22 protein-coding genes are annotated in these 23,041 nt (G+C 62.5%); 9 read left to right on the top strand and 13 right to left on the bottom strand.

Features of this window, described 5'->3' with window-relative positions:
• From ACQ5BM_RS04800 to ACQ5BM_RS04790, 3 genes are all read right to left on the bottom strand, one after another.
• Nucleotides 1-453 carry a MarR family winged helix-turn-helix transcriptional regulator gene (locus ACQ5BM_RS04800; RefSeq protein ID WP_429808474.1) on the bottom strand — a complete coding sequence of 151 codons (453 nt, stop codon included), beginning with the start codon at nt 451-453 and terminating at the stop codon, nt 1-3.
• A gap of 89 nt (nt 454-542) precedes the next feature.
• Nucleotides 543-821 carry a hypothetical protein gene (locus tag ACQ5BM_RS04795; RefSeq protein WP_429808471.1) on the bottom strand — a complete coding sequence of 93 codons (279 nt, stop codon included), beginning with the start codon at nt 819-821 and terminating at the stop codon, nt 543-545.
• Between the two features lie 144 nt (nt 822-965).
• Nucleotides 966-1,253: a hypothetical protein gene (locus ACQ5BM_RS04790; protein ID WP_173516076.1), complete on the bottom strand. Its 288-nt coding sequence runs from the start codon at nt 1,251-1,253 to the stop codon at nt 966-968.
• A 312-nt stretch (nt 1,254-1,565) separates the two neighbouring features.
• Here ACQ5BM_RS04790 and ACQ5BM_RS04785 point away from each other — a divergent pair, with 312 nt between their 5' ends.
• On the top strand, nt 1,566-3,455 hold the full coding sequence (locus ACQ5BM_RS04785; protein WP_429808468.1) for an ABC-F family ATP-binding cassette domain-containing protein: 1,890 nt from the start codon (nt 1,566-1,568) through the stop codon (nt 3,453-3,455).
• Between the two features lie 18 nt (nt 3,456-3,473).
• Here the strand turns inward: ACQ5BM_RS04785 and ACQ5BM_RS04780 are convergent, their stop codons facing one another.
• On the bottom strand, nt 3,474-4,316 hold the full coding sequence (locus tag ACQ5BM_RS04780) for a GNAT family N-acetyltransferase (protein ID WP_429808465.1): 843 nt from the start codon (nt 4,314-4,316) through the stop codon (nt 3,474-3,476).
• Nucleotides 4,317-4,546: 230 nt separating this feature from the next.
• On the opposite strand from ACQ5BM_RS04780, the gene ACQ5BM_RS04775 reads away from it, so the two are divergent.
• The gene (locus tag ACQ5BM_RS04775; protein WP_429808462.1) at nt 4,547-5,473 is read left to right on the top strand and encodes a Gfo/Idh/MocA family protein; all 927 of its coding nucleotides are present in this window, start codon (nt 4,547-4,549) and stop codon (nt 5,471-5,473) included.
• Between the two features lie 75 nt (nt 5,474-5,548).
• Here the strand turns inward: ACQ5BM_RS04775 and ACQ5BM_RS04770 are convergent, their stop codons facing one another.
• Complete coding sequence (locus tag ACQ5BM_RS04770) at nt 5,549-5,998, bottom strand: DNA polymerase III subunit chi (RefSeq protein WP_429808459.1); 450 nt, start codon at nt 5,996-5,998, stop codon at nt 5,549-5,551.
• A 41-nt stretch (nt 5,999-6,039) separates the two neighbouring features.
• The gene (locus ACQ5BM_RS04765) at nt 6,040-7,533 is read right to left on the bottom strand and encodes a leucyl aminopeptidase (protein ID WP_429808456.1); all 1,494 of its coding nucleotides are present in this window, start codon (nt 7,531-7,533) and stop codon (nt 6,040-6,042) included.
• Between ACQ5BM_RS04765 and ACQ5BM_RS04760 the strand changes: the two genes are divergently transcribed.
• The 7 genes from ACQ5BM_RS04760 (at nt 7,511) to rsmA (ending at nt 15,541) form a co-directional block, all read left to right on the top strand.
• Nucleotides 7,511-7,924 carry a hypothetical protein gene (locus ACQ5BM_RS04760; protein WP_429808453.1) on the top strand — a complete coding sequence of 138 codons (414 nt, stop codon included), beginning with the start codon at nt 7,511-7,513 and terminating at the stop codon, nt 7,922-7,924. The genes ACQ5BM_RS04765 and ACQ5BM_RS04760 overlap by 23 nt on opposite strands.
• Nucleotides 7,925-7,949: 25 nt before the next feature.
• Nucleotides 7,950-9,119 carry an LPS export ABC transporter permease LptF gene (gene lptF, locus ACQ5BM_RS04755; RefSeq protein ID WP_429808450.1) on the top strand — a complete coding sequence of 390 codons (1,170 nt, stop codon included), beginning with the start codon at nt 7,950-7,952 and terminating at the stop codon, nt 9,117-9,119.
• Entirely contained in the window at nt 9,113-10,195 is a 1,083-nt protein-coding gene (gene lptG, locus ACQ5BM_RS04750) for an LPS export ABC transporter permease LptG (RefSeq protein WP_429808934.1), read from the top strand. The genes lptF and lptG overlap by 7 nt, the downstream gene beginning before the upstream one ends.
• Entirely contained in the window at nt 10,195-12,546 is a 2,352-nt protein-coding gene (locus ACQ5BM_RS04745; RefSeq protein ID WP_429808447.1) for an LPS-assembly protein LptD, read from the top strand. Before lptG ends, ACQ5BM_RS04745 begins: the two co-directional genes overlap by 1 nt.
• A 187-nt stretch (nt 12,547-12,733) precedes the next feature.
• Entirely contained in the window at nt 12,734-13,672 is a 939-nt protein-coding gene (locus ACQ5BM_RS04740; RefSeq protein WP_429808444.1) for a peptidylprolyl isomerase, read from the top strand.
• 13 nt (nt 13,673-13,685) lie between these two features.
• Nucleotides 13,686-14,714 carry a 4-hydroxythreonine-4-phosphate dehydrogenase PdxA gene (gene pdxA, locus ACQ5BM_RS04735; RefSeq protein ID WP_429808441.1) on the top strand — a complete coding sequence of 343 codons (1,029 nt, stop codon included), beginning with the start codon at nt 13,686-13,688 and terminating at the stop codon, nt 14,712-14,714.
• A complete protein-coding gene (gene rsmA / locus ACQ5BM_RS04730; RefSeq protein ID WP_429808438.1) occupies nt 14,714-15,541 on the top strand; it encodes a 16S rRNA (adenine(1518)-N(6)/adenine(1519)-N(6))-dimethyltransferase RsmA in 828 nt (275 codons plus the stop codon). The genes pdxA and rsmA overlap by 1 nt, the downstream gene beginning before the upstream one ends.
• 101 nt (nt 15,542-15,642) lie before the next feature.
• Here rsmA and gmk read toward each other — a convergent pair whose 3' ends face one another.
• The 7 genes from gmk to fabD all read right to left on the bottom strand — a co-directional run bounded on the left by gmk (nt 15,643) and on the right by fabD (nt 22,811).
• Complete coding sequence (gmk, locus tag ACQ5BM_RS04725) at nt 15,643-16,302, bottom strand: guanylate kinase (protein WP_173516065.1); 660 nt, start codon at nt 16,300-16,302, stop codon at nt 15,643-15,645.
• Between the two features lie 3 nt (nt 16,303-16,305).
• Nucleotides 16,306-17,193 carry a YicC/YloC family endoribonuclease gene (locus tag ACQ5BM_RS04720; RefSeq protein ID WP_429808435.1) on the bottom strand — a complete coding sequence of 296 codons (888 nt, stop codon included), beginning with the start codon at nt 17,191-17,193 and terminating at the stop codon, nt 16,306-16,308.
• 98 nt (nt 17,194-17,291) lie between these two features.
• Complete coding sequence (gene mltG / locus ACQ5BM_RS04715; RefSeq protein WP_429808432.1) at nt 17,292-18,491, bottom strand: endolytic transglycosylase MltG; 1,200 nt, start codon at nt 18,489-18,491, stop codon at nt 17,292-17,294.
• Between the two features lie 548 nt (nt 18,492-19,039).
• The gene (fabF, locus tag ACQ5BM_RS04710) at nt 19,040-20,305 is read right to left on the bottom strand and encodes a beta-ketoacyl-ACP synthase II (protein WP_429808430.1); all 1,266 of its coding nucleotides are present in this window, start codon (nt 20,303-20,305) and stop codon (nt 19,040-19,042) included.
• Between the two features lie 217 nt (nt 20,306-20,522).
• Entirely contained in the window at nt 20,523-20,759 is a 237-nt protein-coding gene (locus ACQ5BM_RS04705) for an acyl carrier protein (RefSeq protein ID WP_003531676.1), read from the bottom strand.
• Nucleotides 20,760-21,089: 330 nt separating this feature from the next.
• On the bottom strand, nt 21,090-21,827 hold the full coding sequence (gene fabG / locus ACQ5BM_RS04700) for a 3-oxoacyl-[acyl-carrier-protein] reductase (RefSeq protein WP_173516061.1): 738 nt from the start codon (nt 21,825-21,827) through the stop codon (nt 21,090-21,092).
• Between the two features lie 39 nt (nt 21,828-21,866).
• Nucleotides 21,867-22,811, bottom strand: a complete 945-nt coding sequence (gene fabD / locus ACQ5BM_RS04695; RefSeq protein ID WP_429808426.1) for an ACP S-malonyltransferase — start codon at nt 22,809-22,811, stop codon at nt 21,867-21,869.
• Nucleotides 22,812-23,041: the final 230 nt, after the last annotated feature.

The raw sequence follows: 23,041 nt of genomic DNA, 5'->3' as shown, positions 1-23,041 counted from the left end.
TCAGGCGGCGACCGGCTGGCGGTTCTCATCGATCTCCGTCGCCTTCTCCCGGAGACAGCCGAGCAGGCGGAAGAGCTCGGTGCGCTCGCAATCGTTGAGCGCCGAGAACAGTTCGTCGATCGTGCGATGACGTGGCTGCAGCGCCGCTTCCAGTGCCAGTCGGCCGCGATCGGTAATCGAGATGGTCTTCGCGCGGCGATCCTCCGGATCTGCTTCACGGACGACCATGCCGTCCCGTTCCAGTCCGTCGATCGCTTCGGTGACGGTTCTCGCTGCAAAGCCGAGCGCCGAGGCGATTTCCGCACAGCGACGGGGTCCGAGCGTGTTGAGATAGAACAGGAATTTGCTGCGCGCGAGCGAAACGCCTTCCTCCGACATCGACGCGTTCACCAGGCGATGAACGCAGTGATAGAGATCGAAGAGCCGCTCGGCGACCTCGACTTTTTCTGTCATGGCAATGTACCTCTTTTGGCAACGCCAAAACGCAACAGCCCGGTCCCGCGGGGCGGGACCGGGCTGTTCGGTCAACCGTTTGGCGTGACTTACTGTTTGTTTTCGTCGGTCCGGCCGAAAGCCTTGGCGCCGCTGCTGGCGATCGCACCGGTTGCCGTCGCATCGACGGATCGGTCTTCGATACCTGCGTAGTAGTCGCCGCGGCTGGTCGTGCTCGCAGAGACGCCGGTGCCGGCGGAAGCCTCGGCGCGGCCGGTAAAGAGCGGCGTGGAGCTCACGCCCTCATAGTAGCTGCCGCCGGCCACAGCGGCCGACGCACCGCCAAGCATGGCGGCCGCAACGAGGATCGCGGCAATGGACTTCTTCATAAATCTGTTCCTTGGTGGAGATGGACAGTCGGGGCTAACCCCGTTCGGGCGCTTGGGAGGCCGCTTCATAAGATCACGGCGGTGATCAATCAAATCCCTCGAAAAAGGGTGCGGGCAGAAACCCGCACCCCCTCTTCATCGCAGTCAGCGCGAGATGCCCTGATAATATTCGCCTTCGCCACCCTGGACGCTCTTCGGCGCAACGCCGTAGCTCACCACCGAACCGGTGTTGGTGCGGTCGACATAGCCGGCTTCAGAATTGCCGATGGTAAAGGACGACTTGCCGGTAACGGCAGGCGTGCGCTCGGTATAGAGCGGCGTCGGGCTGACGCCTTCGTAGTAGCTGCCGCCGGCCAAGGCAGCGGAGGCGCCCCCGAGGATGGCGGTTGCAACGAGCGCGGCGGAAAGAGCGGTCTGGATTGCAGTTTTCATGATCTTCACTCCTGGGAGGCTCGTTCGGTCGAACGAGGTTTCATCTAATATCCGTGGCCGGATCGGTCGTCCCTCGGAACGCGGGGCCCTTGCCGATGGCGTTCAGTCGATCGAGGCGGTCAGAAGAGCGGTCCGCGCCCTTCCGATTATTGAGATGGTCCCTCACGATGAGGATGTGTAGTATCGATTGCCGGAACGCGTTGTTCAAAAATCGATAACAATGACCTCTTGAAATCCCGGACCGCCATCGCAGGAAAACGCAGCATACCCGCGCCTCTTGCCTTCCCGGCCAAGTCCGGGCAAAAGGCCGCAATGATCCAGATTTCCGGCCTTTCCGCCCGCATCGCGGGACGTCTCCTCATCGAAAATGCATCCGTGACGCTTCCGGCGGGCACGAAGGCAGGGCTCGTGGGCCGAAACGGTGCCGGCAAATCGACGCTGTTTCGCATCATCACCGGCGACTTTGCCTCCGAAGCCGGCAGCATCTCGCTGCCCAAGAATGCCCGTATCGGTCAGGTAGCGCAGGAAGCGCCCGGCACCGAGGAGCCGCTGATCGAGATCGTGCTCAAGGCAGACAAGGAGCGCTCGGCGTTGATCGCCGAAGCGGAGACCGCGACCGACCCGCACCGCATCGCCGAGATCCAGACGCGGCTTGCCGATATCGGCGCCCACTCGGCCGAGTCGCGGGCGGCCAGCATCCTCGCCGGCCTCGGCTTCGACCACGAGGCGCAGCAGCGGCCGGCATCGTCCTTCTCCGGCGGCTGGCGGATGCGCGTGGCCCTGGCCGCGGTGCTTTTCTCCGAGCCCGACCTGCTGCTGCTCGACGAGCCGACCAACTACCTCGACCTCGAAGGCACGCTCTGGCTGGAGGACTATGTCCGCCGCTATCCGCATACGGTCATCATCATCAGCCACGACCGCGATCTCCTGAACACCGCAGTCAACGCCATCGTGCACCTCGATCAGAAGAAGCTTACTTTCTATCGCGGCTCCTACGACCAGTTCGAACGGCAGAAGGCCGAGGCCGACGAATTGCAGATGAAGGCGAAGGCGAAAAACGACGCCGCCCGCAAGCATCTGCAGAGCTTTATTGATCGGTTCCGCGCCAAGGCGACGAAGGCCCGCCAGGCGCAGAGCCGCATCAAGGCGCTGGAGCGCATGGGAACGGTGGCCGCCGTCATCGAGGACCATGTCCAGGGTTTCTCCTTCCCGGATCCGGAGAAGGAAGCGGCATCGCCGATCATCGCCGTGACCGGCGGCGCCGTCGGCTACGAGCCCGGCAAGCCGATCCTCAAGCGGCTGAACCTCAGGATCGATACCGACGACCGCATCGCGCTGCTCGGCTCCAACGGCAACGGCAAGTCCACCTTCGCCAAATTCATCTCCGGCCGGCTGGCGCCTGAAGCGGGCGATTTGAAGATCGCGCCGAACCTCAAGGTCGGCTTCTTCGCCCAGCACCAGTTGGACGACCTCATCCCGGGCCAGAGCGCCGTCGAGCATGTGCGTCGGCGCATGCCGGATGCGCCGGAAGCCAAGGTGCGCTCGCGCGTGGCGCAGATGGGACTTGCGACAGAAAAGATGGAAACGCCCGCCAAGGATCTCTCCGGCGGCGAAAAGGCGCGGCTGCTGATGGGCCTTGCCGCCTTCGACGCGCCGAACCTGCTGATCCTCGACGAGCCGACCAACCACCTCGACATCGACAGCCGCAACGCGCTGATCACCGCACTCAACGACTATTCCGGCGCCGTGATCCTGATCTCGCATGATCGACACCTGATCGAGGCGACCGCCGACCGGCTGTGGCTGGTGCGCGATGGAACCGTGACGAGCTATGACGGCGACCTCGAGGATTATCGCAGCCTGATCGTCGGCGGCCCCAAGGCGAAGGACGAGAGGGCCAAGTCAGCGAGCGCCGAAGACAGCGTTTCGAAGGCGGACCAGCGCAAGGCCAATGCCGACAAGCGCGCCTCGCTTGCGCCGCTTCGCAAGAAGATCAATGAAATCGAATCCTTGACCGGAAAGCTGGAGAAACTGATTCAGGCACTTGATGTGGAACTGGCCGATCCGGCGCTCTACGAAAAGGCGCCTGCGAAAGCTGCACAGAAGGCCAAGGAACGCGCCGACGCGGCAGCGAAACTCGTTCACGCCGAAGAGCAATGGCTTGAGCTTTCCGCCGAATACGAAGAGGCGATGGCCGGCTGACACAGGCCAGCCGGTCGTTCATCCCAGCTCAAACGTGGTGATGCCGTAGATCCGGGCAAGCGGCAGGCCGGGGTCCGGCCCGCGATACATGCGCGCCGTTTCGAACACCGGCCGCAGATTGTAGCGATCGCAAAGCGCCTTGGCCGAGGCGTTCGGTTCGGGGATATCGAGATAGACCTCGCTGCCATTGACGCCGGAGGCGAGCTTGCGAAACACGAGATCGGCGCCGGTCTCCGTGTCGGAGAAGAGCGGCCCGATCTTGAAGCCGTTGCGGCAGGCACGAATCGTCCCGAAGGCGGCGACCGCCCCATCGCGCAGCAGCAAGACACTGCGCCGTCCATCACTCGACTTCAACCATTCGCGAAGGAATGCCTCGCGACGGGCCGGGACGAAGCGGCGGTCATATTCGGTGAGGAGCGACATATGAACCGGCGCGACCTCCAGAAGATCGGCACCCGGCGGCTCGACGACATCGATCGCACCGCCGTAGCGGATGTTCGCATGGGCGTAAGCGAAGCCGGATCGGCGATAATTCTCCTGCTGGGCGACCACGCCGTCGAGGCCGACGATGCGCCCATCGGCGGACGACATCGCCTGCTGCCACAATTGGCGGCCGATGCCCTGGCCGCGAAATTCCGGTCGCGTGATGAAGAAGCCGAGAAAGCCATAGCTTTGGTTGTATCGCACCAGTGAAATGGCTCCGACGGGTCCTTCCTCTCCATCCGCGATCCAGTAACCGTCCGGGTCGGCCGTCCAGAACGGGCCTGCGTCGCCGAGGCCGGGATTCCACCCTTCCTCCGCGGCCCATTCGATCATGACATCGAGTTCGGCTCGGCTTGCGCGACGGATTTGCAACTGCATGTTCACTCCTCTTCGGGCGGTCAGATCACCCTGTTGACCCGCCCCCGCTGGCGAGACGACACGGCACGTCCGGTGGTAGAGCTAGAGCGATGGCGTTCAGAGGGAATGATCGTCTGTCGATTTCCACGACATTGATGGCATATGCTGGCGGCGGACCGGCGGCGCTTGCCCCCTTTGCGCAATCTGCTACAAGAGCCGACAATAAGTCATACAAATCGAGCGGAACACCAATGGCCCCCATCAAAATTGCGCTTGTCGGCGTCGGCAAGATCGTTCGCGACCAGCATCTGCCGGCGATCGCCAGAAACGGCGACTATCACCTGATCGCCGCGGCCAGCCGGCATGGCACGGTCGACGGCATCGACAATTTCAAATCGATCGAGGCGATGCTGGAAGCCGTGCCTGCGATCGAGGCCGTGTCGCTCTGCATGCCGCCGCAGTATCGCTACGAGGCGGCCCGCACGGCGCTCGACGCCGGCAAGCACGTGTTCCTCGAAAAGCCGCCGGGCGCCACCCTTAGCGAAGTCGCGGACCTCGAAGCGCTGGCGGCATCGAAGGGGCTGTCGCTGTTTGCCAGCTGGCACTCCCGCTACGCACCGGCCGTGGAAGCGGCAAAGTCCTTTCTGGCGACAACGACGATCAATGATGTCCAGGTCATCTGGAAGGAAGACGTGCGCCACTGGCACCCGAATCAGGAATGGATTTGGGCGGCGGGCGGTCTCGGCGTGTTCGACCCGGGCATCAATGCACTTTCGATCGTCACCCACATCCTGCCGCGTCCGCTGTTCGTGACCTCGGCCGTGCTCGAATTCCCCGAGAATCGCGACGCGCCGATTGCCGCCAACATCACCTTCACGGATGGGAAGAAACTGCCGGTTTCCGCCGAGTTCGACTGGCGCCAGACCGGCAAGCAGAGCTGGGACATCGTCGCCCGGACCGCGGCGGGCGAGATGGTGCTGTCCGAAGGCGGCGCCAAGCTCGCCATCGATGGCAAGCTCGAGCATCAAGAGCCCGAACAGGAATACCCGATGCTCTATCGGCGCTTCGCCGAGATCGTCAAAGCCGGGGCCTCGGATGTCGATCTGGCGCCGCTGCGCCACGTCGCCGATGCCTTCATGCTCGGCAAGCGCAAGTTCGTCGAAGCGTTCCACGATTGAACATCTGAGCACGGCAGAAACACGAAGCCCGCGGCATCGGCTCCGCGGGCTTTCTCGTCGCAATGCGTTGTAAACTCAAGCCTTCTTTTCCCAGCGGCCGTCGCGGTTCTGCTGCCAGTAGGTGAGGTTGTGCCCCTCCCCCTTCAGCCGCTTCCAATGGGCGCGCGCACCCTCGAGCTGATCCTGGTCGTAACCATCGAACATGAAGACGACGCGCTCGTAGGTCGAAACATCAGGCGGGCTGGCGCCGTCAATGACGAAGCGAACCGTCGCGGCATTCGCATTGCCTTCGTCGGCCACCAGCAAGACCGGCTGATCTGCGGCGAAGTCGCCGGCATCCGTGCCATGCGGCAGGAAGCTTTCGTCGCGATAGACCCACAGATGCGTGTCGAGCGCGTCGCGTCGCTCGGCATCGATCGTCTGCACAGCCACCCGCCAGCCGCGCTCGACGCTCCTGTCGAGCAACGGCGGCAACGCGTCTTCGAGTTTCGATTCCGTCAGGTGATAGAACAGGATTTCGGTCATCCCGATTGCTTCCCGCCTTTCGTCACATCCGTCGCGGCCGGTCAGGATTCGTAGCTCGCCCGCACCAGTTCATCGAGCAGCCGGACACCGAATCCCGAGCCCCAGGACTGGTTGACCTCGTCCGTCGGCGCGCCCATGGCGGTGCCGGCGATATCGAGATGCGCCCAAGGCGTATCCTTGACGAAACGCTTCAGGAACTGCGCCGCCGTTACCGCACCGCCGTGCCGGCCGCCGGTGTTCTTCATGTCGGCGAACTTGCTGTCGATCATCTTGTCGTATTCCTTGCCGAGCGGCATGCGCCACAGGCGTTCCTGCGTCGCGATGCCGGCGGCGAGCAACTGACCGGCCAGGCGGTCGTCGTTCGAGAACAGGCCGGCGTGATGGGTTGCGAGCGCAACCATGATGGCGCCGGTCAAGGTCGCGAGATCGATGATCGCCTGCGGCTTGAAGCGGTCGTTGCAATACCACAGCGCATCGCACAGCACGAGGCGGCCTTCGGCATCGGTGTTGATCACCTCGATCGTCTGGCCGGACATCGAGGTCACGATGTCGCCGGGGCGCTGTGCGCTGCCGTCGGGCATGTTTTCCACAAGGCCGATGATGCCGATGGCATTGACCTTCGCTTCGCGCGCAGCGAGCACATGCATGAGGCCGATGACGGCGGCGGCGCCGCCCATGTCACCCTTCATCTCCTCCATGCCGGCGGCCGGCTTGATCGAGATGCCACCGCTGTCGAAGACGACGCCCTTGCCGACGAAGGCGAGCGGACGCTCCTTGGCCTTGCCGCCCTTCCACTGCATGACAACGAGCCGCGGCGGGCGGGTAGACCCCTGCGCCACCCCCAGCAGCGCGCCCATGCCGAGTTTCTTCATCTCCTTTTCGGTGAGAATCTCCACCTCGACGCCGAGCTTCTCGAGGTCCTTTGCCTTGGCGGCAAACTCGACCGGGCCCAGCACGTTCGCCGGCTCGTTGACAAGGTCGCGCGCCAGGAAGACGCCCTCGGCAACCGCCTGTGCGGTGGCGAAGGCCTTCTTCGCGGCGATAACGGTGCCGGTGACGATCGTTAACTTGGCCGGCTTGCCGGAGAACTTGGCATCGTCGTCGGCTTTCTTGGTCTTGTAACCATCGAATCTGTAGGCGTTCATCTCCATGCCGAGCGCGAAATCGGCGGCCGCCTTGCCGGTCACGTCAACCCCGGGTGCGTCGACGAAGACGGTCACCTTGTCGGCCGAACCGAGCTTCGCGGCGACGGCACCGCCGGCCTTCAGCCAATCGTGTTCCGTCAGCGCATCCGCTTCTCCGAGCCCGAGCACGATGATTCGGTCTGCAGGCGAGCCATGCGGCGCGACGATATCGAGGCTGGAGAACGCCTTTGCAGTGAACTTCTTCACCTTCGCCGCCTTCGTCACGACGTCTTCCGGATCGGCGACATCGGCGCCGGCTGCAGCTCCGCCGCCCGACGTCTTGAGGAGCACGGCGACACCGCCGCTCGGCCGGTGGGACTTGGCAAAGGTGAACTCGAACTTCATCGGCATTGAAAAACTCCGGCTACTTTCTTGTCTCTGCGCGCATCCGGAGAATCGAAAGAAGCTTCCGAGAGCCGGCATCAGGGGCAAGGTGATGGTGGCCGCGACGCGTTGGGATGACACGGCGAGGCTTGTGGCGATCCGCCCTGTTACCGGGCGGTTACAGTGGAAAATATTCGCAACATTCGCCACCGTCAAAGCTGTGGCCGGCACCCTTCTCGCTTTTCAACCGCTTGGCAAGATGCCCCCGGATGTTTACATGCGGTTAACCGAGGTTCTTCGCCTTAAATTATCCCTGTTGCTGCAGAATTTGAGCGACGCGAATAGCAGGCAGGAATCAGGCTTCGGCTTGGACCCGGGCAAAGCCCGGCCCGATGCCGCCGCCGGAACAGAAACATGAGCAGGATTTTGGACCGGACACGGGCATGAAGCTGATCGAACGCTACATATTCCGGCGTGCCTTGATCATGTTCCTGGCGACACTCCTGCCATTGCTCGGCATCGTGTGGACGACGCAGGCGCTTGCCAACGTCAATCTGGTCACCGACAGCGGCCAGTCGGTTCTGGCCTTCGCCAAGCTGGCAACGCTCATCCTGCCTTCGGTCATCCCGATCATCCTGCCCTTTGCACTGGTCATCGGCGTCACCCAGACGCTCACCACGATGAACACCGATTCGGAACTGACGGTGCTCAACGCCGCCGGCAGCTCGCGCATGGCCATCATCCGGCCGGTCATCTACCTGGCAGTGGGCCTGAGCGTCCTGTCTTTCGCCGTCGACAATTTCGTCGAGCCCTATTCGCGCGTTTCAGTACGCAAGATGCTGGCGACCGCCAATGCGGATCTGCTGTCGTCCGTCGTTCAGGAGAACTCGTTCCGCAAGGTTGCCGACGGACTCTATGTTCAGGTCGGCGCGCGGCGAAGCGGCGGCGTATTGCAGGGCATCTTCGTTGCCGATTCGCGCAATCCCGCCTTCGAACTCGTCTATTACGCCCGCGAAGGCGCGGTCGACGAAAAAAGCTCCGCGCTGGTGATGAAGGACGGCGAGGTGCAACGCAAACTGCCGGACGGCAGCGTCTCGATCATCAAGTTCGATTCCTATGCCTTCGACCTCGCCGACATGACCAAGACGACGCGCGAGGCGACGATCCGGGCGAAGGACCGGGACCTCGCCGGACTGCTCAATCCCGATCCGAACGATCAGGTCTACAAGAACAAGCCGCTTGCCTTTACCGCCGAGATCAACCGCCGCCTGACGGAGTGGACCTTCCCGCTGCTGTTCGGGCTGATCGCACTGGTGTTCAGCAGCGATGCGCGGTCTCACCGGGAAGCGCGCCTCCATCCCATGGTGAGCGCGCTCGGAACGGCGCTGCTCATCCGCTGGATGACCTTCTATGCCGGCAACAGCGCCGAGGATTCCATCTGGTTCGTGCCCCTGATGTACATCGTGCCACTTGCAGCCGGTGCGCTCTGCATTCACCAGCTCGTGAGCAACAAGCGTCTCGACATCCCGATGACCTGGCAGGAAAAGCTGCAGGATCTCCTTGAACGCCTGCGCCTGGTGCGGCGTGACGCCGAAGGAGGGCAGCCATCATGATGGGCACGCTCGGACGCTACTTCTTCATCCGCTACGCGGTCACCACTTTCTGGTTTCTCGTCGGCATCTTCTCGCTGATCTTCATCATCGACTTCAGCGAGCAGGCAAGCCGCCTGGCGAACCTGCCACATTATTCGATCACCGGCGCCCTGCTGATGACCGCGCTTCGCATCCCGCTGATCCTGCAGCAGACGATTCCGTTTGTGGCGCTGTTTTCGGCAATGGCGGCGCTGATCTCCCTCAACCGGCGCTACGAACTGGTCGTGACCCGCGCCGCAGGTATCTCCGTCTGGCAGTTCCTGCGCCCGTTCGTGCTGGGCGCCTTCCTCTTCGGCGTGCTCGCCGTGATCGCGCTCAACCCGCTGGCAGCCTGGGGCACGAAACGTGGGGAGGCACTGCTGGCGGAATGGGGCGCCTCGCGTTCCTCCGACGCGGGGTCGATTCCGTGGCTGCGACAGATCTACAACGGGACCGATACGATCATCGGCGCGCGCTCGGTCCAGGACAACGGCACGACGCTCCTCAACGTCACCGTCATCCACTTCGATCCACAGGGCTCGATCATTCTGAGACAGGATGCGGCCTCGGCGAAGCTCGAAGATGGTTACTGGCTTCTTAACCAGGTAACGGAAACGCGCAACGGACAACTGCCGCGTCGTTTGAAAACAGCACAACTCAGCACCAATCTGAAGGCTGAGTTTGTTCAGGAACGTCTTGCAAAGGCTGATTCCATTCAGTTTTTTGACCTGCCCGGCAAGATCGAAGTGGCTCGCTCTTTTGGTTTTTCAACCAATGCCATGGAAACCCAATTCCACTCGATGCTCTCGCTGCCGCTGCTTCTCGTCGCCATGACGCTGATCGCCGCCTGCGTGTCGCTCAAATTTAGCCGGTTCAACCAATCTCGCTCCGTAATTCTCGGTGGCATCCTTTCAGGCTTCGTGCTTTATGTCGTCACCGTGCTTGTCAAAGCATTCGGGAGCAGCGGCATTGTGCCTCCTTTCGTTGCAGCCTGGTTGCCAGTTGTTGTAGCGATGGCGCTGGGCTCGACGATTCTTTTAAATCAGGAGGATGGCTAGTGGCGGTAGTGAACCGCAAACGCATGACGCTGATCAACGCTACCCTGCTCGCAGGCGTGGCGCTGCAGACACTTGCCATGGGAATGAGTGCGCCTGCTATGGCGCAGCAGGCTTCGGACCGCCTCGATTCGCTGCGTCCGAACATGCCAGAAGACGCCAAGCTGCTTCTGTCCGCCAATGAGCTCGTCTACAACAAGGACGCCGAGAAGGTGATCGTGCGCGGCAACGTGCAGATCGACTACGGCGGCTACAAGATGGTGGCCCGCCAGGTCGAATACGACCAGAAGAATGGCCGCATCTATGCATCCGGGGACATCCAGTTCATCGAGCCGGGCGGCAATGTCGTCTATGCCGACAAGATGGACGTAACCGACGATTTCGGCAACGGTTTCCTTGAGCAGATGCGCATCGAAACCACCGACCTCACCCGGCTTGCCGCAACGAGCGGCGAGCGGCGGAACGGCGAGGAATTCATCCTGAACGAGGCCGTCTACACGGCCTGCACACCCTGCGCGACCAAGCCGGAACATCGCTCGCTGTGGCATATCAAGGCGCAGCGCGTCATTCAGAACGGCCGTACGCGGACGATTCGCCTGGAGAACGCCCGTTTCGAGCTCTTCGGCAAGCCCATCGCCTATATTCCGGTGATGGAGTTGCCCGACCATACGGTCAAGCGCAAGAGTGGCTTCCTTTTCCCGACCTTCCGCTCGGCGCAGAAGCTCGGCGTCGGCGTCGGCGTTCCCTACTATTGGGCGATCTCGCCCTATATGGATGCGACGGCAACCGTTACGGGCCTGACCCGGCAGGGTTTCCTGCTGGAAGGCGAGTTCCGCCAGCGGTTCCACAACGGCTTCCATACGCTGAACGTCGCCGGCATCAGCCAGCTCGACCGGAGCAAGTTCACGCCTGGCACGGTCGACGCCGAGAAGACCAATCGCGGCATGATCGCGTCGAAGGCCGAGTTCGAGATCAATCCGCGCTGGACGTTCGGCTGGAACGTTCTCGTCCAGTCGGACGCCAACTTCGCCAAGACCTACGAACTGTCGAACTTCGACGGTACGACCTATGTCAACCAGGCCTACCTGACCGGGCTCGGCAAGCGAAACTTCTTCGATCTGCGCGCCTTCTACTTCGACATTCAGGACGCGGACCCGAACAGCATCAAGGAAAATCAGCAGCCTGCGGCGCAGGTTCTCGATTACTCCTACAAGGCGCCTCAGCCCATTTTGGGCGGCGAACTTTCGGCAACCGTCAACCTGACGAACATCAAGCGCAACCGGCTGGACTTGGAGAATGTTCCAGGCGTCGTCGATCGCTTCCGCGGTCTGGAGGGCACAACCCACCGCCTGACGGGCGAGCTTGAATGGAAGCGCACTTTCATCGCCCCCGGCGGCCTCGTCGTCACACCGCTTCTGGCGGCGCGCGGTGATGCCCTCGGGCTCAACATGGACGCGCCTGGACCGCTCTATACCGGCGACTACAACACCAGCGACGCAACGACGCGGCGCATGTTGACCGCCGGTCTCGAGGCCCGTTACCCGATTCTCTTCGTCGGCGAGGACAGCAGCCACGTGCTCGAGCCGATCGCTCAGCTCTACGCGCGCCCGGACGAACAGGATGCCGGCGGCCTGCCGAACGAAGACGCCCAGAGCTTCGTGTTCGACGCGACCAACCTTTTCGACCGCGACAAGTTCTCGGGCTTCGACCGGGTCGAAGGTGGCACGCGCGCCAACGTCGGCTTCCGCTATACCGGCACCTTCGACAGCGGCTATGGCCTGCGCGGTGTCGTCGGTCAGTCCTTCCATCTCGGTGGCCTGAATTCGTTTGCAACCGACGACCTGGTGAAGGCCGGCGCGAACTCCGGTCTGGAAACGAAGAGCTCAGACTATGTCGCGATGTTCGGCATCGATGCACCGTCCGGCCTGATGGCCAGCCTCTCGGGCCGTCTCGACGAAAGGGATCTGGCACTGCGTCGTGCCGATGCGACCGTCGGGTACCTCGGCACGACGTGGCAGGCGGCGATGACCTATACGCGCATCGAAGCGCAGCCGCTTTATGGTTCGCAGGTGGATCAGGACGAAATTCAGACGGCCGCCGCCTATAAGTTCCACGACTATTGGTCGGTCTTTGGTGCCATCACCTACGACATCAACCGGGACGTCATCTCGCGCAACGGCTTTGGCATCACCTACGACGATCAGGACACCCTGTTCTCGATCGTCTACAAGCAGGAACGCGATACCGGCAGCACACTGGCGAACGATTGGTCGATCGGTGCCAGGATCAGCTTCCGCACCCTCGGCGACGTCAATGTCGGCGACACCAAGTTCGAAGAGCTGGATTACTATTAAGATCATTGGAACGAGGGGGCGAAACGCGAAGTTCGCCCCCTCTCGCAATTTTGGGCTGCTCAAACGGTCTTGTCATCGTTTGGCCGCATGTATTATGCATTTCCTCCGACAAGATAAGGCAACGGCGCAACGCCGGCAGGCGGACAAGACCCGACGACGGTGATCGTCCGGCAAACAGGAAAAGGTAATGGGCGGGAAAATGTCGATCTCGAGGACGCTTTCGGTATTGGCTGTGGCCGGAGCCCTGAGCATCGCGGCATGTGCCGGTGCGCAGGCTGCAAGTCAGGTCAAGGTGACGGTCAACAACACCGTGATCACCTCGGGCGATATTGCCAAACGTGTCGCATTCATCCGCCTGCAGCATCAAAAGGGCGGAGCAGACGAAGCCAAGAAGCAGCTTGTCGACGAAGTGCTGAAGCGTGCCGAGATTGCCCGGCTCGGGCAGTCGGTCAGCACACAAGAGGTCGATGCCGCCTTTGCCCGCTTTGCCGGAGGCAACAAGCTTTCGCCGGAACAGCTCGGCAAGATCCTCGACCAGGCGGGCGTCGGCGTAGAGCATTTCAAGCAGTATATCGCCGTCCAGATGAGCTGGCCGCGCGCGGTCAACTTCCGCTACGGAAATTCGAGCCGGCTGCAGGGCGCCGATCTCGTCAAGCGGATGATGGAAGGCGGCGGCAGCAAGCCGGTGACGACGGAGTACTTCCTCCAACAAGTGATCTTCGTCATTCCCGAAAAGAAGCGCGGCGCCATCACGGCGAAGCGGCAAGCTGAGGCAAATGCCTCGCGGTCGCAGTTCCCGGGCTGCGAGACCTCCAAGGTGTTCGCCGCCAACTATCGCGACGTTTCGATTCGCAATCTCGGTCGCATGCTCGCACAGCAATTGCCGGACGAATGGAAGCCCCTGGTCGAAAAGGCCGGCGAAAACGGCACGACCGGAACTCGCGTAACCGAAAAGGGCGTTGAATACCTGGCGATCTGCAAGAAGCGTGAGGTCAACGACGACACGGCCGCTGAAATCGTCTTCCGCGCCGAGGATATCGGCAAGAAGAAGGCGGGTGGAGAAGACCCGAACAGCGAAAAGTACCTCGAGGAACTGCGCAAGAAGGCGCAGATCGTCAACAAGTAAGCACATCGGTAACATGCGCGAACCAACCGGCGGGCCACTCGCCCTGACCATGGGCGATCCGGCCGGTATCGGGCCGGATATCAGCCTTTCCGCCTGGCTTGGCCGCCGCGAGCACGCGACGGCACCTTTCCTGTTTGTCGGCGATCCTTCGGTGCTTGCCGCGCGAGCGGCGATGCTCGGCTATTCGGTTCCCGTGCGGGAGACGGATTGCGCCGGCGCCATTGCCGTGTTCGATGCGGCACTGCCGGTGCTGCCGGTCACCTGTCCTGCCCCGGTTACGGCGGGCGATCCCGACACCGCCAATGCCAGCGCTGTCATCAAGGCGATCGATATGGCGGTGCAGCTCGTAACCGCCGGCGAAGCTTCGGCCGTTGTGACCAACCCGATCGCCAAGGCAGTCCTCTACGACGCCGGATTCCGTTTTCCCGGCCACACCGAATACCTGGCGGATCTCGCGGCGAAGGCGACGGGACAAGCCGTTCTGCCGGTCATGATGCTGGCCGGACCGAAGCTGCGCGCGGTTCCGGTCACCATCCACATCCCGCTGAAGGACGTACCGGGCCAGTTAACGCCGGATCTCATCTATCGCACCTGTGCGATCACCGCGGCTGATCTGCGCAACCGTTTCGGGCTCGAGCGACCGCGCCTCGCGATCGCCGGGCTCAACCCTCACGCCGGCGAGAACGGTGCGCTCGGCCTTGAGGACGACGCCGTCATCCGCCCCGTGATCGACCGTCTGCGGGCCGACGGGATCGATGCCGTGGGTCCCCTGCCGGCGGATACGATGTTCCATGATCGGGCGCGCGCGACCTACGACGTAGCAATCTGCATGTATCACGATCAGGCGCTGATCCCGGCCAAGGCGCTCGGCTTCGACGACAGCGTCAATGTCACGCTCGGCCTTCCCTTTATCCGCACGTCGCCGGACCACGGCACGGCCTTCAGCCTTGCCGGCAAAGGCGTCGCCCGCGACGACAGCCTCAGGGCGGCACTTGATCTTGCCGCGATGCTCGCGGCCAATACCCCGGGAGATATCCGCTGATGGCCGCGCTCGACGGTCTTCCTCCGCTGCGCGACGTGATCCAGCGCCACGGCCTCGACGCCAGGAAAGCGTTGGGCCAGAACTTCCTGCTCGACCTCAACTTGACGCAGAAGATTGCCCGGACCGCCGGCTCGCTCGAAGGCGTGACGGTCATCGAAGTCGGGCCTGGTCCCGGCGGCCTGACGCGCGCCATCCTGGCCCTCGGAGCCAAGAAGGTTATCGCGATCGAGCGCGATTCCCGCTGCGTGCCGGCGCTTGCCGAGATTGGCGCGCATTATCCGGACCGGTTGCAGGTGATCGAAGGCGACGCCCTGAAAACACCGTTCGCGACGCTTGCCGACGGTGGGCCGGTCAAGATCATCGCCAACCTGCCTTACAATGTCGGCACGCAATTGCTCGTCAACTGGCTTTTGCCCGAACGCTGGCCACCGTTTTGGCAGTCATTGACGCTGATGTTCCAGCGGGAAGTGGGCCTCAGGATCGTCGCCGAAGCGGATGACGATCACTACGGACGCCTCGGGGTGCTCTGCGGCTGGCGCACCAGGGCGCGGATGGCTTTCGACGTGCCGCCGCAAGCCTTCACCCCGCCGCCGAAGGTGACATCGTCGGTGGTCCATCTGGAGCCTGTGGAGAACCCGATCCCCTGCTCCGTTTCGGCACTCGAGAAGGTGACGCACGCCGCCTTCGGCCAGCGCCGCAAGATGCTGCGGCAAAGCCTCAAGCCGCTTGGCGGCGAAGCCCTGCTGGCAAAGGCCGATATCGACCCGCAGCGGCGGGCCGAGACGCTGTCGGTGGAAGAATTCTGCCGTCTGGCAAACTGCCTCTGAGCCGCAGCAGCGGAGCTTTCGGCCGGCGAGGCCCGATCACACACCCTGTCTGGTGAGCGGCTTTGAGCGCCGCGCGTTCCGGTGAACGCACGAAGGTCGCTCTAGAACGGATTTTCCGTCAGAAGCCCATTGACGAAATCGAACAGGCCCGGGCGTCGGTCGCGACGAAGCCGTTCCGCCTCGACGATCGCCCGCACGGAGGCGAAAGCGCGGTCGAGGTCGTCGTTGAGCACGATGTAATCGTACTCGCGCCAGTGCTCGATTTCGGCGCGTGAGTTGGCAAGCCGCGTCGCAATCACCTCTTCGCTGTCTTCGGCCCGACGGTGCAGGCGTGATTGCAGCTCGGTCATCGACGGCGGCAAGATGAAGATCGACACGACGTCGCCGGCCATCTTTTCCTGAAGCTGCTGGGCGCCCTGCCAATCGATATCGAAGAGCATGTCGCGGCCGGCGGCCATCGCCGCTTCGACGGCATCGCGTGGCGTGCCATAGAAATTGCCGTGCACCTCCGCCCATTCGAGCAGCGAGTCGGTCGCCCGCAACGCCTCGAATTCCCGGATCGACTTGAAGTGATAATGCCGGCCATCGATTTCGCTCGGACGGCGCTGGCGCGTGGTCACGCTGACGGAGATGCTCATCTCCGGATCGGCTTCCAGGAGGTTGCGCGCGATCGTCGACTTGCCGGCGCCCGAGGGCGAGGAAATGACGAGCATCAGCCCACGACGGGCAATCTTGATGGGCGAAGGGGTCGCCGGGGTCATGCTTTACTCCAGATTCTGGACCTGTTCGCGGAACTGGTCGATGACGACCTTGAGTTCGATGCCGGCGGCCGAAACGGCGGCCGCATTCGACTTGGAACAGATCGTATTCGATTCTCGGTTAAATTCCTGTGCCAGGAAATCAAGCTTGCGGCCGACGGGGCCGCCCTTCGCCAACAACTCGCGCGCCGCTGCGATGTGGGAGCCAAGCCGGTCGATCTCTTCCCGAAGATCGGCCTTGGTGGCGAGGAGCGCCACTTCGGCATAAAGGCGTTCCCGGTCGAGTGAGGAGCCGTTGTCCATCACCAGGGCCACCTGCTGGGCAAGCCGGTCGGCGATGGCCGCGGCGCTACGCGACGGATCGGCTTCCACGGTCGCCGTGAGCGCCTCGATGCCTTCGACCTGCGCCAGCAGGATCTGACAGAGCGCGGCCCCCTCTTCCTCGCGCATGGCGCGGAGATCGGCAAGCGCGAGCCTCAACCCTTCGACGATGTCCGTATCAAGGGCAGCACGCTCCTCTTCGCTTTCTTCCGGCTCGCGAAAATCGACAATGCCGCGGATTGAGAGAAGCGTGTCAAATTTCAACGGCGCCGGATCGACGAGATCGCCGAGTTGTTCGCGCAAGTTCAAGACCGCCGTCAGCGCGCCCTGATTGACCACCGCCTCGACGGTTGCTTCCGCGCCGCTGACGGAAAGTCCGATCTGGAGATTGCCACGCGAGAAATAATCTGCCGCGAGCTTGCGCACCTCGGGCTCGAAGCGCTCGAGCCCTTGCGGCAGGCGCAACCTGAGATCAAGGCCCTTGCCATTGACGGAGCGCAGTTCCCAGGCCCAACGGCGGCGGCCACTGCTGCCTTCCCTGCGGGCAAAGCCGGTCATCGATTGGAGCGGCATCGTCACCTCCGTTGTGTTTCAGCAGAAGCAATACGGCGACGGCGCGGCATCCCGCAAGGGATATCCGCGCCGTGATCTATCCGTCCACAATGCAGCGTTTATTGCGGCTGCGCTGCTGCCGGTTCTGCCACTGCAGCATCCGTGGCAGCCTTCGCGGCTTCCGCTGCCTTCTCGGCTTCCGCCTTGCGCCAACGCCTTACGTTCGCGTTGTGCTCGTCCAAAGTCTCCGCGAAAACATGGCCACCCGAACCGTCGGCCACGAAGTAGAGTTCCGGCGTGCGCGACGGATTGGCGACTGCCTCCAGCGCCGCACGGCCCGGATTGGCGATCGGCGTCGGCGGCAAGCCCTTGATGATATAGGTGTTGTAGGGCGTCTGCTTGTCGATGTCGGACTTCAGGATCGGACGGTCCGCCGGCTTTCCGTCGCCGCCGAAAATGCCGTAGATGATCGTCGGGTCGGACTGCAGCCGCATGCCCTTGTCGAGCCGGTTGATGAAAACGGAGGCGACCCGCGGCCGTTCGTCGGCGCGACCGGTTTCCTTCTCCACGATCGAAGCAAGCGTGACGAGTTCCTCGACCGTCGAAACCGGCAGGTTCGGATCACGCTTCTCCCAGATTTGATCGACCAGCGCCTTCTGCGCCGCAATCATCTGCTGGACGATCTCGCCGCGCTTGGTGCCGCGTGTGAACTTGTAGGTGTCCGGCATCAGCGAGCCTTCCGGCGGAAGCTCCTTCGGCAGGTCGCCGACCAGAACCGGATCGTCGGAAAGCTTGTGGAACATCTGCTTGACGGTCAGACCTTCGGGCAGAGAAACGGAATAGAGGATCGATTTGCCCGACTTCAGCAACTGCATCACGTCCTGCATCGACGAGCCGGCCTTGATTTCATATTCGCCGGCCTTCAGCGTCTCATTGTCGAGATAGGCTTCCGAGACAAAGCGGAAGACGCGCGCGTCGGTAATGATGTTGCTGCGCTCGAGACCGCTGGCGATCTCGCTCATGCCGGCGCCGCTCCTGACGATGAAGTTCTGGTTTGCCTGCAGCGGACCCGGCTTCTCGTACTGATGCATGGCGTAGTAGACCGTGCCGGCCGCGGCAAGCGCCGCGAAAACGATGATGGTCATCACGAAGTTCAGGAAGATCACCACCTGGCTGCGCGCCTTGCGCGACCGCTTCGGGGGCTGCGGCACCTTTTCCGGGCGCAGCGCCTCGTTGGCCGATTTCGGAATGATCGGCCCGTTGCTCGCGTTTTCATTGCGGCCGAATTGCGCCGCGCCGTTATCGTTTGAGTCGCTCACGATTATCCCGAACCCGAAATTCGCAACCTCATTCTCTTCCTGCCCCGGTGCGAATTTCGGACTGGACCATGGCAGGCTTAAGTCAATTTCATAATCGGCGCCGGCCTGGCGGGCGGCGTTCCGCAGTCTTCATCACAATAGACCTGCGGCGCAGTGCCTTGGCACCAGGAACCACAGAAATGTGTCGGTTCACCGCCTGTTCAAGAGACGACGACGGACGGCTGACACTTTACAGAACCGTACGCCTTATAGGATGCGTTAAGGTCGCTGTAACATTCTAAATGGCTGCCTGCTTCCTCCCTAAATCGGATTTAAGGAGACAGGCAACCGTTCGGAACGTGCCGCCCCGGTTACCACTGGGTGGCGACATGTTCCCGGCAATAGCTAAATGGCAATCTGACAGATATGCCTTGCGCGAACATAGCGGTCGGCAAGCACCGCCGCGATGGCGTTGCATCCTCCCAAATCATGCTTGTAGCGAGCAATGCGGCAAAAGCAGGATCATCGGACCGACTTATCGGATCGATCCGATGATTGGCAGGGCCCGATCAGGCGCCCGTATAGCGGCGCAGGACCAGCGACGCATTGGTGCCACCGAAGCCGAAGGAATTCGACAGCGCCACATTGATCTCGCGCTTGCGCGCAACGTGCGGCACGAGGTCGATCTTGGTTTCCACTGACGGATTGTCGAGGTTGAGCGTCGGTGGCGCGATGTTGTCGCGAATCGCGAGTGCCGAGAAGATCGCTTCGACAGCGCCGGCAGCGCCGAGCAGATGGCCAATCGCCGACTTGGTCGAGGACATGGAGATCTTCGACGCATGCTCGCCGACCAGGCGCTCGACGGCACCGAGCTCGATCGTGTCCGCCATGGTCGAGGTGCCGTGGGCGTTGATATAGTCGACGTCGGCGGCCGTCAGGCCGGCGCGCTTCAGCGCCATCTGCATGCAGCGATAGGCGCCATCGCCGTCTTCCGACGGAGCGGTGATGTGGAAGGCGTCGCCGGAAAGGCCGTAACCGACGACTTCAGCATAGATCTTCGCGCCGCGGGCCTTGGCGTGCTCGAGCTCTTCGAGGATGACGACGCCGGCGCCCTCGCCCATGACGAAGCCGTCACGATCGACATCGTAGGGACGCGATGCCTTTTCCGGGTTGTCGTTGTGCTGGGTCGACAAGGCCTTGCAGGCGGCGAAGCCCGCAAGCGAGATCCGGCAGATCGGCGATTCCGCACCGCCGGCGACCATGACGTCGGCATCGCCGAGCGCAATCAGACGGCTCGCGTCGCCGATGGCATGCGCGCCGGTCGAGCACGCGGTGACGACCGAGTGGTTCGGACCACGCAGCTTGTGGCGGATCGACACCTGGCCCGAGGCGAGGTTGATGAGGCGGCCGGGGATGAAGAACGGCGAAATGCGGCGGGGACCCTTGTCGCGCAGCGTATAACCGCCTTCGACGATACCTTCGAGACCGCCGATACCCGAACCGATCAGGACGCCGGTCGCGATCTGGTCCTCGTTGCTCTCCGGCTTCCAGCCGGCGTCGGCGAGCGCCATGTCGGCGGCCGCCATCGCGTAGACGATGAACGGATCGACCTTGCGCTGCTCCTTCGGCTCCATCCAGTCGTCGGCGTTGAAGGTTGCGTCGGTGCCGTCACCGAAAGGAATGCGACAGGCGATCTTGGCAGGAAGATCCTCGACCTCGAATTCGGTCACCTTGCGCGCAGCATTCTGCCCGGCAAGAAGGCGCGCCCACGTCGCCTCAGTTCCGCAACCCAAGGGAGATACCATGCCGGTACCGGTGATAACGACACGTCTCATAGTCCGCGACCCACCCTGACTTTTCAATTTCAGAGCCGGATCGGACCACGTGTGACGAACCCGATCCGGGCATCCATTTTAAGGTTCTTATTCACGATCAGAGGAAAATGCGGCAAAACGCTTGCTGATCGAAACCCGCGCTCGCGGGACAGCCCACTTCCCTGGGCTGAAACGGGCCGCTTTAGGCGGCCCGTCTACGGCCGTAGCCGCTTGGATCTTAGGCCTGGGCCTTTTCGATGAACTTGACGGCGTCGCCGACGGTCAGGATCGAGTCGGCGGCATCGTCCGGGATTTCAACGCCGAATTCTTCTTCGAAAGCCATGACCAGTTCGACGGTGTCGAGCGAGTCCGCGCCGAGGTCATCGATGAAGCTTGCGCCTTCGCTGACCTTTTCGGCGTCGACGCCAAGATGATCAATAACAATTTTCTTTACGCGTTCTGCGATATCGCTCATGTCGGAGTTCCTCGACCTTCGTTTCTGTGGGCGCCTATTCCGGCACCGGTACTCTTACTTCAGCCTGATAGACCAAGACGGGCTACCCGGCAATCCATCCAACCGGAACTGCGGCAAACCCAGGGCAGCCAAGGCTGCCGGACACCTGGCGGGACCGGTCGACTGCTAACAGTCATGGCCCGATTAACACGGTTTAAGTCTGCCGCAAAGTCCGAAAATGCCTGACATTCGCTTGGTCAACATTGAATTTCAGGCATTTGGCAGGCGCATCCCGGGACGTTGAATATCGCCCGTCGCACAATCTCGACGGGCGACGGATCCCGAACCGGATCAGATCATCGCCATACCGCCATTGACGTGAATCGTCTGGCCGGTGACGTAGCCAGCCTCGTTCGACGCGAGGTAGACGACGGCCGACGCAATCTCCGCGCCGGTGCCCATGCGCTTCATGGGGATCGCGCCCATGATCGCATCTTTCTGCTTGTCGTTCAGCTTGCCGGTCATCGCGCTCTCGATGAAGCCGGGCGCGACGCAGTTGACCGTGACGTTGCGCGTCGCGATCTCCTGCGCCAGGGACTTCGAGAAGCCGATCATGCCGGCCTTGGAGGCACAGTAATTGGCCTGGCCCGGATTGCCGGTGACACCGACGATCGAGGTGATGTTGACGATGCGGCCGAAGCGGCGGCGCATCATCGGATGGGTGAGCTCGCGCGTCAGGCGGAAGACGGCTGTCAGGTTGACTTCGAGAACGCTGTCCCAGTCCTCATCGCTCATGCGCACGAAGAGGCCGTCCTTGGTGATGCCGGCATTGTTGACGAGGATGTCGACGCCGCCGAGTTCGGCCTCGGCCTTTTCGCCGAGCGCCTTGACTTCGGCACGGTCCGAAAGGTTCGCCGGGAAGAGCTGCACGCGATCGCCGAGTTCATTGGCAAGGGCTTCCAGCTTTTCGACACGGGTGCCGTGCAGGCCGACGGTTGCGCCCTGGGCGTGCAGCATGCGGGCGATTTCTTCACCGATACCACCGGATGCGCCGGTAACGAGAGCCTTGCGGCCGGAAAGATCGAACATCTGATTGATTCCTTGTAACTGGAGCGCTTGCGCGATCGCTCAGGCGAGCAAGGCGGCAAGTGCGGTGTCGATATCGGCAGGCGTATTGACGGCAATACCGTTGACGGTCTTGTCGATCCGGCGGGCAAGCCCGGTCAGGACCTTGCCGGAACCGAGTTCATAGAGCGTCGTGACGTTGTTGGCGGCAAACCACTCGACCGTCTCGCGCCAGCGGACCTGGCCCGTGACCTGCTCCACCAGCAGCCGGGCGATCTCGCCGGCATCGCTGACAGGTGCGGCCAGCACGTTAGCGATCACGGGCACGACGGGATTGCGCTTCTCGACCTTGGCGAGAGCCTCGCGCATGGCGTCGGCGGCCGGCGCCATCAGGCTCGAATGGAAGGGAGCGGAAACCGGCAGCATCAAAGCGCGCTTGGCGCCCTTTTCGGATGCCAGTGCGGCAGCCTTCTCGACGGCCACCTTCTCGCCGGAAATCACCAGCTGGCCGCCGCCATTGTCGTTGGCGATCTGGCAGGAGCCGAGCGCCGAAGCTTCGCGGCAAACGGCTTCGACGTCGGCATGCTCCAGGCCGATGATCGCGGCCATCGCGCCCTTACCGACCGGTACGGCCGCCTGCATCGCGTTGCCGCGGATACGCAGGAGACGCGCCGTGTCGGCGATCGAGAAGGTGCCGGCGGCACAGAGCGCCGAATATTCACCGAGCGAATGGCCGGCGACGAAGGAGACCTTTGACTTGATGTCGAGACCTTTGGCTTCGAGCACCCGGATGACGGCCATCGATACGGCCATCAGCGCGGGCTGCGCGTTCGCGGTCAGCGTCAGCGTTTCCTCGGGGCCGTTCCACATGATCTCGGACAGCTTCTCGCCGAGTGCCTCGTCGACTTCGGCAAAAACCGCTGCCGCTTCCGGAAAAGCGTCGGCCAGATCCTTGCCCATGCCGACAGCCTGGCTGCCCTGGCCGGGAAACGTGAATGCAATGCTCATGGGATAGTCCCTTCCCTAGATCACTATAATTTCGGGTCGGCTCGACACGAAATCATAGTGATCGGTTCTTATGAGTTGGAGCGGGATCCGGGCGAAAACCGCAAACACTTTTCCCCAAGCCCGCTCCGGTTCCCTCTCCATTCACATTCCTGAACGGCGAGTCAAGCTTGGAGGCCCGTACGGACGAGTCCGACGGCGCCTTTTGCCCTTGATCTTCAACAATCAAGGCG

Origin of the sequence: Ensifer sp. B1-9 (assembly GCF_050474445.1) — a bacterium.
GTDB lineage: Bacteria > Pseudomonadota > Alphaproteobacteria > Rhizobiales > Rhizobiaceae > Ensifer.
The sequence above is the reverse complement of the archived record's forward strand: the minus strand, read 5'-3'. Positions and strand labels throughout refer to the sequence as shown.